Annotated in this window: 12 protein-coding genes; 5 read left to right on the forward strand and 7 right to left on the reverse strand. The window is 68.3% G+C overall.

Features of this window, described 5'->3' with window-relative positions:
• Positions 1-35: 35 nt before the first annotated feature.
• The 5 genes from mctP to E5671_RS30810 all read right to left on the reverse strand — a co-directional run bounded on the left by mctP (position 36) and on the right by E5671_RS30810 (position 5,329).
• Positions 36-1,685 (reverse strand): monocarboxylate uptake permease MctP, encoded by a 1,650-nt coding sequence (gene mctP, locus E5671_RS30790; protein ID WP_160507148.1) that lies wholly within the window; start codon positions 1,683-1,685, stop codon positions 36-38.
• The gene (locus E5671_RS30795; protein ID WP_160507149.1) at positions 1,682-1,951 is read right to left on the reverse strand and encodes a DUF3311 domain-containing protein; all 270 of its coding nucleotides are present in this window, start codon (positions 1,949-1,951) and stop codon (positions 1,682-1,684) included. The genes mctP and E5671_RS30795 overlap by 4 nt, the downstream gene beginning before the upstream one ends.
• A 121-nt stretch (positions 1,952-2,072) precedes the next feature.
• Positions 2,073-2,270, reverse strand: a complete 198-nt coding sequence (locus tag E5671_RS30800) for a YbdD/YjiX family protein (protein ID WP_160507150.1) — start codon at positions 2,268-2,270, stop codon at positions 2,073-2,075.
• The gene (locus E5671_RS30805; protein WP_160507151.1) at positions 2,267-4,420 is read right to left on the reverse strand and encodes a carbon starvation CstA family protein; all 2,154 of its coding nucleotides are present in this window, start codon (positions 4,418-4,420) and stop codon (positions 2,267-2,269) included. The genes E5671_RS30800 and E5671_RS30805 overlap by 4 nt, the downstream gene beginning before the upstream one ends.
• 102 nt (positions 4,421-4,522) lie before the next feature.
• Positions 4,523-5,329: a GntR family transcriptional regulator gene (locus E5671_RS30810; protein ID WP_160510513.1), complete on the reverse strand. Its 807-nt coding sequence runs from the start codon at positions 5,327-5,329 to the stop codon at positions 4,523-4,525.
• A 274-nt stretch (positions 5,330-5,603) separates the two neighbouring features.
• Between E5671_RS30810 and E5671_RS30815 the strand changes: the two genes are divergently transcribed.
• The 4 genes from E5671_RS30815 to E5671_RS30830 all read left to right on the forward strand — a co-directional run bounded on the left by E5671_RS30815 (position 5,604) and on the right by E5671_RS30830 (position 10,318).
• The gene (locus tag E5671_RS30815; RefSeq protein WP_160507152.1) at positions 5,604-6,884 is read left to right on the forward strand and encodes an extracellular solute-binding protein; all 1,281 of its coding nucleotides are present in this window, start codon (positions 5,604-5,606) and stop codon (positions 6,882-6,884) included.
• A 106-nt stretch (positions 6,885-6,990) separates the two neighbouring features.
• A complete protein-coding gene (locus tag E5671_RS30820) occupies positions 6,991-7,971 on the forward strand; it encodes a carbohydrate ABC transporter permease (RefSeq protein WP_160507153.1) in 981 nt (326 codons plus the stop codon).
• A gap of 38 nt (positions 7,972-8,009) precedes the next feature.
• Entirely contained in the window at positions 8,010-8,816 is an 807-nt protein-coding gene (locus tag E5671_RS30825; protein WP_336606071.1) for a carbohydrate ABC transporter permease, read from the forward strand.
• Positions 8,817-8,824: 8 nt separating this feature from the next.
• Positions 8,825-10,318 (forward strand): glycoside hydrolase family 3 protein, encoded by a 1,494-nt coding sequence (locus E5671_RS30830; RefSeq protein ID WP_160507155.1) that lies wholly within the window; start codon positions 8,825-8,827, stop codon positions 10,316-10,318.
• Positions 10,319-10,451: 133 nt separating this feature from the next.
• On the opposite strand, the gene nagB is transcribed toward E5671_RS30830, so the two are convergent.
• Entirely contained in the window at positions 10,452-11,237 is a 786-nt protein-coding gene (gene nagB, locus E5671_RS30835; protein ID WP_160510514.1) for a glucosamine-6-phosphate deaminase, read from the reverse strand.
• 201 nt (positions 11,238-11,438) lie between these two features.
• Here nagB and E5671_RS30840 point away from each other — a divergent pair, with 201 nt between their 5' ends.
• Complete coding sequence (locus E5671_RS30840) at positions 11,439-12,509, forward strand: SIS domain-containing protein (protein WP_160507156.1); 1,071 nt, start codon at positions 11,439-11,441, stop codon at positions 12,507-12,509.
• 9 nt (positions 12,510-12,518) lie between these two features.
• Here the strand turns inward: E5671_RS30840 and E5671_RS30845 are convergent, their stop codons facing one another.
• Positions 12,519-13,265 carry an SDR family oxidoreductase gene (locus E5671_RS30845; RefSeq protein ID WP_160507157.1) on the reverse strand — a complete coding sequence of 249 codons (747 nt, stop codon included), beginning with the start codon at positions 13,263-13,265 and terminating at the stop codon, positions 12,519-12,521.
• Between the last annotated feature and the right edge of the window lie 13 nt (positions 13,266-13,278).

The raw sequence follows: 13,278 nt of genomic DNA on the forward strand, positions 1-13,278 counted from the left end.
CCGGCGGCCCGCGTCACGCACGTACAAGAAGAGGCTCAGTGACCGCCCGGTGCCCCCACCGTGGCCGGCGGCAGCTCCTCCGTGACGCCGGGGTCGCCCGCGTCCGCCGTGTAGTCGCCGGGAGACGTCTCGTCGATGCCGTCAGGGGCCTTCATGGCGCGCAGGACGAAGGTCATGACCACGGTGACCACCACGTTCAGGACGAACGCCGTGAGCCCGATGTAGCCGATCTCGCCGATGCCGGGGATCTCGTCGGACGAGCCGCCGAAGTGCTTCTGCGTCGGCGACGCGACGCCGTACGCGGCGACCGTTCCGTAGATCATGCCGACCGCCCAGCCCGCGAGCAGCGCCCAGCGGTGGAACCACCGCGTGAACAGGCCGCCGACCAGTGCGGGCATGGTCTGCAGGATCCAGATGCCGCCCAGGAGCTGGAAGTTGATCGCGACCGTCTTGTCCATGGTGAGGACGAAGGCGAGCGCGCCCACCTTCACCAGGAGCGAGACCAGCTTGGAGACCTTGGTCTCCTGCGCGGGTGTCGCGTCCGGCTTGATGAAGTCCTTGTAGATGTTCCTGGTGAAGAGGTTCGCTGCCGCGATCGACATGATCGCCGCCGGGACGAGCGCGCCGATGCCGATCGCCGCGAACGCGACGCCCGTGAACCAGTCGGGGAACATGTTCTCGAACAGCTGCGGGATCGCCAGCTGCCCGTTCTCCACCTTGACCCCGGCCGCGATCGCCATGAACCCGAGCAGCGCGAGCAGGCCGAGCATCAGGGAGTAGAGCGGCAGGATCGTGGTGTTGCGGCGGATCACGTTGCGGCTCTTGGAGGAGAGCGTCGCCGTGATCGAGTGCGGGTACATGAACAGCGCGAGCGCGGAGCCGAGCGCGAGCGTGGCGTAGGTCCACTGCCCGGCATGGCCCGGTGCGAGGCCCGCGACGGGCTTGCCCGCGGCCTCGTTCGCCGACGAGAACTTCTCGTTCGCCGCCTGGAAGATCTCGTCGAAGCCGCCGAGCTTGATCGGGATGTAGATGATCGCGACGGCGATGACGAGGTAGATCAGGCCGTCCTTCACGAACGCGATCAGCGCGGGAGCACGCAGACCCGACGAGTACGTGTACGCGGCGAGCACCGCGAACGCGATCAGGAGCGGCAGGTCCTTGATGAACCAGTTCGTGTCGGGCCCGCCGCCGATGCCCATGACGTCGAGCACGGCCTGGATGCCGACCAACTGGAGCGCGATGTACGGCATCGTGGCGAGGATGCCGGTGACCGCGACGGCCAGCGAGAGGCCCTTCGAGCCGAAGCGCCCGCGCACGAAGTCCGAGGTGGTCACGTAACCGTGCTTGTGCGACACGGACCACAGGCGCGGCAGGAAGGTGAAGATCAGCGGGTAGACGAGGATCGTGTACGGCACCGCGAAGAAGCCGGCCGCGCCCGCCGCGTAGACCGCCGCCGGGACGGCGACGAACGTGTACGCCGTGTAGAGGTCGCCGCCGAGCAGGAACCACGTGACCCAGGTGCCGAACGACCGTCCGCCCAGGCCCCATTCGTCCAGGCTCTCGGTCTCGGCCTTGCGCCAGCGCGCGGCCAAAAAGCCCATCGCCGTGACGGCGGCGAAGAAGAAGATGAAGACGGCGAGGGCGATGCCGTTGACGCCGCCCGTGTCCGCTGCGAGCTCGTTCATCGGGTCGCACCCCCCTGGGCCTGCTCGGCCTTGCGGGCGCGCTGGTCACGCTGCCACAGCTTGTACGCGATCATGGTGAGAAGCGTGGATATGAGCACCCACAGCATCTGGTACCAGTAGAAGAACGGGATGCCGATGAAGGTCGGTTCGACCTTCGCGTAGGAGCTCACCCAGAGCATCGCCACGAACGGCGCGACGAGACAGAGGGCAATGACCACGCGGACCGGCGTGATCACCGGTCTGCTCACTTCAGGCGCATCTGACACTTCGCGGCTCCGCTCCCTCGCTTATCCCACCTTTAACGTGCGGGAAATCTAAGCGAGAGGATTGATCTATGGAACCCCCGTCCGGATACCGGACGAGTGCCGGACGGGTCAACGCCCCTGCTCAGCAGCAGCGGAACCCCTGTCTGGGGTCCGACTCCTGCTGGTCCGTCCGCATTCGCTCGAACTCCCTCCGGGAGGGCACGGATGCCCCGGGATGCGTCTTCCGCGTGTGCGCGACATACCGGTCGTACGCGGACTCGTCGGTCAACTCCCGTGCGTACCAACGCACCCAGCGCAGCCCGCGCAGCACCCACGTCATGACGGGACCTGCGCGTCGTCGGAAGTCCTCGCCTTCGCCGCCGCCAGCTCCGCCTTCTCCTCCTGGGTCGCGATGAGCCCGGCGGGCGCGGTCAGCTTCGACTCCACGTACTCGGCCTCGCTCAGCTTCGACGACTGGGGGTTGCGGATGTGCTTCACGCAGATCCGGGTCGCGTCCGCGATCACTATGACGATGAGCAGGGCGAGCACGGCCGAAAGGACGCCGTCCACCGTGGAGTTGGTGACGACGGTGTGCATGTCGTCCATGGACTTGGCGGGCGGCAGGATCTTTCCGTCGTCGATGGCGTCCTGGTAGATCGAGCGCTGCTTGAAGAAGCCGACGCGCGGATCGCTGGAGAACACCTTCTGCCAGCTCGCGGTGAGCGTCACCGTCGCGTCCCAGGCGAGCGGAACGCCGGTGATCCAGGCCCACTTGAGGCGCCCCGATTTCACCAGGAGCGTCGTGCAGACGGCGAGCGCGACCGCGGCGAGGAGCTGGTTGGAGATGCCGAAGATCGGGAAGAGCTGGTTGATCCCGCCGAGCGGCTCGTGCACGCCCACCCACAGGAAGTAGCCCCACAGACCGGTGACGACCGCGCTCGTGATGATGAGTCCGGGTTTCCAACTGACCTTCTTGAAGGGCTTGTAGACGTTCCCGAGCATGTCCTGCAGCATGAAGCGGCCCACGCGCGTGCCCGCGTCGAGCGCGGTCAGGATGAACAGCGCCTCAAACATGATCGCGAAGTGGTACCAGAACGCCTTCATGGATCCGCCGGTGACCTTCGAGAAGATCTCGGAGACACCGACCGCGAGCGTGGGCGCGCCGCCGGTGCGCGAGAGCAGTGAGGACTCCTCGACGTTCTTGGCGGCCTGCGCGAGATCCTCGGGTGAGATGGAGTACCCGAAGTTCGCGACGGCCTGGCTCGCGGCCTGGACGTTGTCGCCGATGACGCCCGCTGGCGCGTTCATCGCGAAGTAGAGACCCGGGTCGATGATGCTCGCCGCGACGAGCGCCATGACCGCGACGGACGACTCCATCAGCATGGAGCCGTAGCCGATCATCCGGATCTGCGTCTCCTTCTGGACCATCTTCGGCGTCGTGCCCGACGAGATCAGCGCGTGGAAGCCGGACAGGGCGCCGCAGGCGATGGTGATGAAGACGAACGGGAAGAGAGATCCCGCGAAGACGGGCCCGTCACCGCGCGAGGCGAAGTCGGTCACCGGGTCCATCTTCAGCGTCGGCAGCGTGACGACGACGCCGATCGCGAGCAGCAGGATCGTGCCGATCTTCATGAACGTGGAGAGGTAGTCGCGCGGCGCGAGCAGCATCCACACCGGCAGGATCGAGGCGATGAATCCGTACGCCACCAGCCAGATGACCAGCGTCGACGGCGCGAGCGTGAACGTCTGTGCGAGGGACGACTCGGCGACCCAGCGCCCGGCGACCAGCGCGATGAGCAGCAGCGTGATCCCGATGAGGGAGACCTCGCTGACCCGGCCTGGACGCAGGATTCGCAGGTAGAAGCCCATGAACAGCGCGATCGGAATGGTCATCGCGATGGAGAAGGTGCCCCACGGCGAGTCCGCGAGCGCGTTGACGATGACGAGCGCGAGCACCCCGAGCAGGATGATCATGATGGCGAACGCGGCGAGCAGCGCGGCGGCCCCGCCGAAGGGACCGATCTCCTCGCGCGCCATCTGGCCGAGCGACTTGCCGTCACGCCGGGTGGAGAAGAAGAGGACGACCATGTCCTGCACGGCGCCCGCGAAGATCACGCCGACGATGATCCAGATCGTGCCCGGCAAGTACCCCATCTGCGCGGCGAGTACGGGCCCCACGAGAGGACCCGCGCCCGCGATGGCCGCGAAGTGGTGGCCGAGCAGGACGCGGCGGTCGGTCGGGTGGAAGTCGATGCCGTTGTCCAGGCGCTCCGCCGGGGTGGCCCGCTTCTTGTCGACCTTCAGGACGCGGTTGACGATGAACTTGGAGTAGAAGCGATAGGCGATGGCGTACGAGCCGAGGGCCGCGGCCACCATCCAGGCGGCCGACACCTCTTCGTCGCGCGAGAGCGCCAGTACGGTCCAGCCCGCGGCGCCCACCAGCGCGACGAGGGACCAGATGACGATGGTTCGGGGATTCGCTGTGCGCACCGGGTCGTCCTCCCGTTCATCATGCGATGACGGGAGGAACCTAGGGCAGTGCGGTGATCCGCGCCAGACCCCCGGAAGAGGGTCGGTCCGCGGGGAGGCGGGTTACTCCGTGGGGCGTTTGAGGCGGGCCACGAATTTGTAGCGGTCGCCGCGGTACACCGAACGGACCCATTCCACCGGCTGGCCGCCGCCGTCCAGGGAGTGCCGCGACAGGAGCAGCATCGGCAGGCCCACGTCCGTGCCGAGCAGGCCGGCCTCGCGCGGGGTCGCGAGGGAGGTCTCGATGGTCTCCTCGGCCTCCGCGAGGTGGACGTCGTACACCTCGGCGAGTGCGGTGTAGAGCGAGGTGTACTTCACCAGGGAGCGGCGCAGGGCCGGGAAGCGCTTGGCCGAGAGGTGCGTCGTCTCGATGGCCATCGCCTCGCCGTTGGCGAGCCGCAGCCGCTCGATCCTGAGCACCCGGCCGCCCGTGCTGATGTCGAGCAGTCCGGCGAGGGTGTCGTCCGCGGTGATGTAGCCGATGTCGAGGAGCTGCGAGGTGGGTTCGAGGCCCTGGGCCCTCATGTCCTCGGTGTACGACGTGAGTTGGAGGGCCTGGGAGACCTTCGGCTTGGCCACGAAGGTGCCCTTGCCCTGGATCCGCTCCAGGCGGCCCTCGACGACCAGCTCCTGGAGGGCCTGGCGCACCGTCGTGCGCGAGGTGTCGAACTCGGCGGCCAGCGTGCGCTCGGGCGGGACCGGGGTGCCGGGCGGCAGCGTCTCGGTCATGTCGAGCAAGTGCCGCTTCAGGCGGTAGTACTTGGGCACGCGCGCGGTGCGCCCGACTGCCGCGGCCGGGCCGGTGTCCGTGGCCTCCATGGGCGCTGACGCACCCGCTTCGGTTTCCGCACTCCCCGCCTCGGTGCCCATGGCCCGCCTTCCTGCTGCCGTCACCGGCTCCTCCGTCTGTCGCGGCTCACATCGTGGCACGTACCGGGCCGGGCATACCGTGCCCGCTCAGGTGTCGGTCCGATAACGGACCTGACAGCCCTTCTTATACACCCTTGACACCCCTAAAGGTCTAGGCCAAGCTCCCCGTACTGGTCTACACCATTAAAGACCAGGTTCCAGTCCCACGGGCAGATCTCGGTCCTATTGGTCGCTGCGGGTGGGGGGTTGACTGGCATCCCTTGAGGAGGGTGACGTGAAGCGCAAGCTCATAGCGGCCATCGGTGTCGCGGGCATGTTGGTCTCGATCGCGGCCTGTGGCAGCGACGACAGCGACGACAAGAAGGCCGGAGCGGACGGCTTCAAGGGGGAGACCCTGACGCTCTGGGCGATGGACGGCTCCACGCCCGACGGCTGGAGCAAGGACGTCAAGGCCGCCTTCGAGAAGAAGACCGGCGCCAAGCTGAACGTCGAGGTCCAGCAGTGGAACGGCATTCAGCAGAAGCTGACCACGGCCCTCTCCGAGGAGAACCCGCCGGACGTCTTCGAGATCGGCAACACCCAGACCGCCGCGTACGCCAAGACCGGTGGTCTCGCCGACCTCAGCGACCTCAAGGAAGGGGTCGGCGCCGACTGGACCGAGTCGATCAACAAGTCCTCGGTCGTGGACGGCAAGCAGTACGCCGCCCCGTGGTTCGTCCTGAACCGCGTCGTGATCTACAACAAGAAGGTCTGGGCGGACGCGGGCATCAAGGAGACGCCCAAGACCCGCGCGGAGTTCCTCAAGAACCTCAAGGCGATCGAGTCCAAGACGGACGCCGAGCCGATCTACCTGCCCGGCCAGAACTGGTACCACTTCGTCGGCCTGACCATCGGTGAGGGCGCCGAACTGGTCAAGAAGGACGGCGACAAGTACGTCTCCAACCTGACCGACCCCAAGGTCGCCAAGGCCATGAAGACGTACAAGGAGTTCGCGGACCTCTCCAAGGCCCCCAAGAACAAGGACGAGGCCACTCCGCAGCAGGCCGAGGTCTTCGCCAAGGGCAAGACCGGCGCCTTCATCGGCATGAGCTGGGAGGCCGCGACCGCGATCAAGGCCAGCAAGGACAAGAAGTTCGAGGAGAACATCGGCTACTTCACCATTCCCGGTGCCACGGCCGACAAGCCCGAGGGCGTCTTCCTCGGCGGCTCGAACCTCGCCGTCGCCGCGACCAGCAAGAAGCAGGAGCTCGCCAAGGAGTTCCTGAAGATCGCGCTGTCGGACAAGTTCGAGGGTGCGCTCGCCAAGGAAGGCGGCGTCATCCCGAACAAGCAGGCCCTGGAGGCCCAGCTCAAGGGCAACCCGGCCGCCGAGGCCATGGCCCCCGCCACCGCCGGCGGTGGCACGACCCCGCTGATCCCGGAGTGGGCCGCGGTGGAGAACCCGCCGAACCCGATCAAGAACTACATGACCGCGGTCCTGAACGGTAAGTCCAACGACGAGGCCGCCAAGTCGGTCGAGGGCGAGCTCAACAAGCGCCTGGCGCAGAAGCAGTAAGGGCGTACTCCTGCCGGGGATTCCGGGCCCGGGGTGTCATCACCCCCGGGCCCGGTGCCCCGGCGCAGCGCTGCGTTCCGCGATGCCCACGAAAGAGATGGCGAGCATGACCGTGCAGACCGAACGGCCGCCCACCGGCCCGACGGACGTCGTGAAAACGGACCGACGGCCGGGGGACCCCGGCAAGCCCCGCGAGCGTGCCCGGTCGCTCGCGCCCTACCTGCTCCTGCTTCCCGCGGTCGCGGCCACCCTGGTGTTCCTCGGCTGGCCGCTGGTCAACAACGGGATGCTGTCGTTCCAGAACCTCAACATGAGGCAGTTCATCCTGCACCTCACGGAGTGGAACGGGATCGACAACTTCAAGGAGGTCCTCACCGGCGAGGACTTCTGGCGGGTCACCGGGCGCTCGATCGCGTTCACCGCGGTCAACGTCGTACTGATCATGCTGCTCGGCACGCTGGTGGGCCTGCTGCTCGCGCGGCTCGGCAAGCGGATGCGGACGCTGCTCCTGGTCGGACTCGTGCTCGCCTGGGCCATGCCGATCATCGCGTCGACCACCGTCTACCAGTGGCTGTTCGCGACCCGCTTCGGCGTCGTCAACTGGGTCCTCGACAAGGCCGGCTGGCACTCGATGGCCGACTACGACTGGATGGGCAGCCAGTACTCCACGTTCTTCGTGGTCATCGTCCTGATCGTCTGGCAGTCGATCCCGTTCGTGGCGATCAACCTGTACGCCGCGACGACGACGATCCCCAAGGAGCTCTACGAAGCCGCGTCGCTGGACGGCGCGGGCGCGTGGAAGCGGTTCACGAACGTCACGCTGCCGTACATGAGGCCCTTCCTCTACGCGACGACGTTCCTGGAGATCATCTGGGTCTTCAAGGCGTTCGCGCAGGTCTTCGCGCTCAACGAGGGCGGGCCCGACCGGCTCACCGAGATCCTGCCCGTCTACGCCTACATCGAGGGCATGGGCAACCAGCACTTCGGCATGGGCGCGGCGATCGCGCTGCTCACCATCATCATCCTGCTGGCCCTGACCTCCTTCTATCTGCGGATCGTGCTCAAGCAAGAGGAGGAGGAGCTGTGACGCGCACTGCTTCGTCGTTTTCGTCGAAGGTTCGCCGCATCTGGCCCAACGCGGTGGCCGTCGTACTCTTCATCGGCTTCGTCTTCCCGGTCTACTGGATGTTCGCCACGGCCTTCAAGCCGACCGGCGACATCATCAGCGAGGACCCGGTGTGGTTCCCGACCGACGCGACGTTCGAGCACTTCAAGACGGCCGTCGAGGCCGAGCACTTCTGGACGATGGTCGGCAACTCCCTCACCGTCACGGTGCTCGCCGTGGTCTTCTCGCTGATCATCGGCCTCGCGTCGGCGTTCGCACTCGCCCGGATGCGCTTCAAGGGCCGCAAGGGCTTCATCATCGGCTTCATGCTGGCCCAGATGGCGCCCTGGGAAGTCATGGTCATCGCGATCTACATGATCGTGCGCGACGCCGACATGCTGAACAGCCTGGTCCCGCTCACCCTCTTCTACATGGTGATGATCCTGCCCTTCACGCTCCTGACGCTGCGCGGCTTCGTCGCCGCGGTGCCGCGTGAGCTGGAGGAGTCGGCGATGGTCGACGGCTGTTCACGGATGCAGGCGTTCCGCCGGGTGATCCTGCCGCTGCTCGCACCTGGCCTGATGTCGACCTCGCTCTTCGGCTTCATCACCGCCTGGAACGAATTCCCGCTGGTGCTTGTCCTCAACAAGGAGGCGGAGGCCAAGACGCTGCCGGTGTGGCTCTCCGGTTTCCAGACCGCCTTCGGCGACGACTGGGGTGCCACCATGGCCGCCGCCTCGCTCTTCGCCGTCCCGATCCTCGTCCTCTTCGTCTTCCTGCAGCGCAGGGCCGTCAGCGGTCTGACCGACGGTGCCGTGAAGGGATAACACGCCACATGACGACACTCACCCGCCCCACCGACACCCTGACCCGCGACGCCCTGACCGTCCTGCAGCCCGGCTTCGTCGGGACCAGCGCGCCGGACTGGCTGCTGCGCAGGATCGGCGAAGGCCTCGCATCGGTCGGTCTGTTCGGCCGCAACATCGCCTCGCCCGGACAACTGGCCGCACTGACGGCCCAGTTGCGCGCCGAGCGGGACGACGTCCTGGTCGCCATCGACGAGGAGGGCGGTGACGTGACCCGCCTGGAGGTCCGCTCCGGGTCCTCCTTCCCGGGCAATCACGCGCTCGGCGCGGTCGACGACACGGCGCTGACCCGTGACGTGGCCGCCGAGCTGGGCCGCCGGCTCGCCGCGTGCGGCGTCAACCTCAACTGGGCGCCGTCCGCCGACGTCAACTCCAACCCGGACAATCCCGTTATCGGCGTACGCTCCTTCGGCGCCGACCCGCTCCTCGTGGCCCGGCACACCGCCGCGTACGTCGAGGGGCTGCAGTCCGCGGGCGTCGCCGCCTGCACCAAGCACTTCCCTGGGCACGGCGACACCGCGGTCGACTCGCACCATGACGTGCCGCGCATCGGGGTCGACCCCGAGGTGCTGCGCGCCCGCGACCTCGCGCCGTTCCGGGCCGCGATCGCCGCGGGCTCGCGCGCCGTGATGAGCGCGCACATCCTCGTGCCGTCCCTTGACGCGGAGTACCCGGCGACGCTCTCGCGCCGCATCCTGACAGGCATCCTGCGCGAGGAACTGAACTACGACGGCCTGATCGTCACGGACGGCATGGAGATGCGGGCCATCTCCGCCACGTACGGCATCGAGCGCGGCAGCGTCCTCGCCATCGCCGCGGGCGCCGACGCGATCTGTGTGGGCGGCGGCCTCGCGGACGACGACACGGTCCTGCGCCTGCGCGACGCGCTGGTGGGGGCGGTGCGCACGGGCGAGCTATCGGAGGAACGCCTCGCCGACGCCGCAGCCCGCGTCCGTGCGCTGGCCCACTGGACTTCGGTGCCGGGCGCGGCCGAGCGTTCGGGGGGCGCGCCCGGCACCGAGATCGGCCTGGTCGCGGCCCGCCGCGCCCTGACGGTCACCCGGGGCGAGTCCTACACGGCCCCGCTCACCGAAGCTCCGTACGTCGCCGCCTTCACGCCGATGGCCAACATCGCGGTGGGCGACGAGACGCCGTGGGGCGTGGCCGCGGAGCTTGAACGCCTGCTCCCGGGCACGGAGACGGGCAGCTTCACGGGCGAGGACGCGGGCGCGCTCGCGCTGGGCGAGGCGGGGGAGCGGCGGATCGTGGCCGTGGTCCGCGACGCCCACCGCCACGCGTGGATGGCACAGGCCCTGGACGTGCTGCTCGCGGCCCGCCCCGACACGATCGTGGTCGAAATGGGCGTCCCCCAGTCACCCCCGACGGGCGCCGTCCACATCGCCACGCACGGAGCAGCAAGAGTCTGTGGCTTGGCAGCGGCAGAGGTCATCGCTACCCGGTAGGTCCGTCTGTGGGCAGGCGTTCCGCAAGGGCGGAACGGGTGGGCACAGACCACCCACCGGCCCGCACACGAGCAGCGAACAGCAAGGTGCCGGGCACATTCCCAGCAGGGGGTGCCCGGCACCTTCGTGCAACCTACAGGCCCTGCCAGGTTGGCTTCGCGGCGTACGTGGCCCGGAAGTACTCCCCGAGCTTCAGCTTGGAGGCGGCGGCCTCGTCCACGACGACAGTCGCATGCCGGTGCAACTGCAGAGCCGAAGCCGGAACAACCGCGGCGACAGGCCCCTCCACCGTCGCGGCGACCGCGTCCGCCTTGCCCTCACCGGTGGCGAGCAGCACCAGATGCCGCGCCTCCAGGATCGTCCCGATCCCCTGAGTGATCACGTGGTGCGGCACCTGCTCGATGTCGCCGTCGAAGAACCGGGCGTTGTCCACCCGCGTCTGCTCCGTCAGCGTCTTGATCCGCGTGCGCGAGGCGAGCGAGGAGCACGGTTCGTTGAACCCGATGTGCCCGTCCGTGCCGATCCCGAGCAGCTGGAGGTCCACACCCCCGGCGTCCGCGAGCGCCTGGTCGTACGCCTCGCACGCCGCCTGCACATCCTCCGCGCTGCCGTCGGGCCCCATGAAGGACTTCTCGCTGAGCCCCAGCGGCTCGACGACCTCGCGCAGCACCACGGAGCGGTACGACTCGGGGTGCCCGGCGGGCAGCCCCACGTACTCGTCGAGCTGGCAGATCCGCGCCCGCGAGGCATCCACGGCACCGGAGCCGACCTTGGCGGCGAGGGCTTCGTAGATGGGCAGCGGGGTGGATCCGGTGGCGACACCGAGCAGGGCGTCAGGCTTACGGCGCACCAAGGCGGCCATGGCCTCCGCGATGAGCTCGCCGCCTGCCTTGGCGTCCGGGACGATGACAACTTCCACGCTGGGCCTGCCGATCTGGAGAGGGCTCACGGGTCTGGAGAGAGGACCCACGGGGGACTATGTGGTATAGACCAATCTAGCAGAGCTGGCCCGCCCGGGCCCAAGGTTCCAGGGCTTCAAGTTCCCGCGTCCCATGCTCAGCTCTCCGCCCCGCCCCCGCCCGGCGGGCAAGCCACGCCCCGAACAGGGAAAGTGGGAGGCATGACCGCCACGCCGACCACCCCGCAGAGCGAGCAGCCGGGCCGGATCATGTCCCGGGAGATGTCCGAACAGCCCGACGTCCTGCGCCGCCTCCTCGACACCGGCGCCCCGGACATCCGCGAGACCGCCCGACTGGTCGCCGCCAAGAAGCCCCGCTTCGTCCTCCTCACCGCACGCGGCACCTCGGACCACGCCGCCCTCTACGCCAAGTACCTCCTGGAAGTCCGTCTGGGTGTGCCCTGCGGACTCACCTCGATGTCCACCTTCACGGCCTACGGAGCCAAGCCCGACCTGAGGGACGTCCTGGCCGTCACCGTCAGCCAGTCCGGGGGCTCGCCCGATCTGGTGGCCTCGACCCGCGCGGCCCGCGAGGCCGGCGCGATCACCCTCTCGGTGACCAACAACCCCGACTCGGCCCTGGCCGCCGTATCCGAACACCACATCGACATCCAAGCGGGCCCGGAAAAGGCGCTCCCCGCCACGAAGACCTACACGGCATCCCTCCTCGCCCTCTATCTCTTCGTCGAGGGACTGCGCGGTGAAGACGGCGCCGCCGCCACCGCACTGCCCGGACTCGCGGCCCAACTCCTCGACCGCCAGGCGGAGATCAAGACCCTCGCCGCCCGCTACCGCTTCGCGGAACGCATGGTGATCACCTCACGCGGCTACGGCTACCCGACCGCGAAGGAGGCTGCCCTCAAGCTGATGGAGACGAGCTACATCCCCGCCCTCGCCTACTCCGGAGCCGACCTGCTGCACGGCCCGCTCGCCATGGTCGACAACATCTCGCCCGTCATCGCGGTCGTCACCGACGGCAGAGGGGGTCAGGCCCTGCAACCGGTCCTCGACCGCCTGCGCGGACGCGGCGCCGACCTCGTGGTCGTCGGTCCGAAGGCCCAGGTCGAGCAGGCGTCGGCCGGTTTCGTCCTGCCGACCGACGGCGTACCCGAAGAGCTCCAGCCGATCCTGGAGATCATCCCCCTCCAACTGCTCGCCCACGAGGTCACCATCGCCCGCGGCCAGGACCCGGACGCGCCGCGCGCCCTGGCGAAGGTGACGGAGACCCGCTGACGCGGGGCCTCACAGGCCGAGCGCCGAGCCTCCTGTTGCGTCGATGTACTGGCCGGTGATCCACCGCGCGTCGTCCGATGCGACGAAGGTGACGATGTCCGCCACGTCCGCCGGCTGGCCTATGCGGTCGAAGGTCGAGTAACCGGCCATCTCGGCGCGCTGCTTCTCGGGGATACCGTCCATCATCTCCGTCTCGATGATCCCCGGTGCCACGGCGTTGACCGTGATCCCGCGCGGGCCCAGGTCCTGGGCCAGGGTGTGCGTCAGGACGTTCAGCGCGCCCTTCGTCATCGAGTACCCGATCGTGATCGGGAAGGCGATGCGGGTGACGCCCGAGGAGATGTTGATGATCCGGCCGCCGTCGCGCAGCCGGGACAGGCCCTTCTGGATGATGAAGAACGGCGCCTTCACATTGACCGCGAACACCCGGTCGTAGTCCGCTTCCTGGACCTCTCCCACCTGGCTGTAGAGCCCTATCCCCGCGTTGTTCACCAGGATGTCCAGGCCGTCGGCGTGCCGGTCGAACTCGGCCCAGAGGGCTTCGGCGTCGCCCGGGACGCCCAACTCCGTACCGAAGGCGAAGGCGGATCCGCCCGCGGCCTCGATGGCCGCGACCGTCTCCTTCGCCGCTGTCTCGTTGCTGCCGTAATGCACGGCGACCCGCGCGCCGTCCCGCCCGAGCCGCTCGGCGACGCCCCGCCCGATGCCGCGGCTGCCGCCCGTGACCAGTGCCGTCTTCCCCGCAAGCGTGCCCATGAGAGCCGCCCCC

The sequence above is a fragment of the Streptomyces sp. BA2 genome (assembly GCF_009769735.1).
In the GTDB taxonomy this organism is placed as follows: domain Bacteria; phylum Actinomycetota; class Actinomycetes; order Streptomycetales; family Streptomycetaceae; genus Streptomyces.

What these genes read in the sequence shown, in the direction of transcription:
- mctP (WP_160507148.1), bottom strand. Translation starts at nt 1,685, where the DNA reads ATGAACGAGCTCGCAGCGGACACGGGCGGCGTCAACGGCATCGCCCTC.
- E5671_RS30800 (WP_160507150.1), bottom strand. Translation starts at nt 2,270, where the DNA reads ATGACGTGGGTGCTGCGCGGGCTGCGCTGGGTGCGTTGGTACGCACGG.
- E5671_RS30810 (WP_160510513.1), bottom strand. Translation starts at nt 5,329, where the DNA reads ATGGGCACCGAGGCGGGGAGTGCGGAAACCGAAGCGGGTGCGTCAGCG.
- E5671_RS30820 (WP_160507153.1), top strand. Translation starts at nt 6,991, where the DNA reads ATGACCGTGCAGACCGAACGGCCGCCCACCGGCCCGACGGACGTCGTG.
- E5671_RS30830 (WP_160507155.1), top strand. Translation starts at nt 8,825, where the DNA reads ATGACGACACTCACCCGCCCCACCGACACCCTGACCCGCGACGCCCTG.
- E5671_RS30840 (WP_160507156.1), top strand. Translation starts at nt 11,439, where the DNA reads ATGACCGCCACGCCGACCACCCCGCAGAGCGAGCAGCCGGGCCGGATC.
- E5671_RS30845 (WP_160507157.1), bottom strand. Translation starts at nt 13,265, where the DNA reads ATGGGCACGCTTGCGGGGAAGACGGCACTGGTCACGGGCGGCAGCCGC.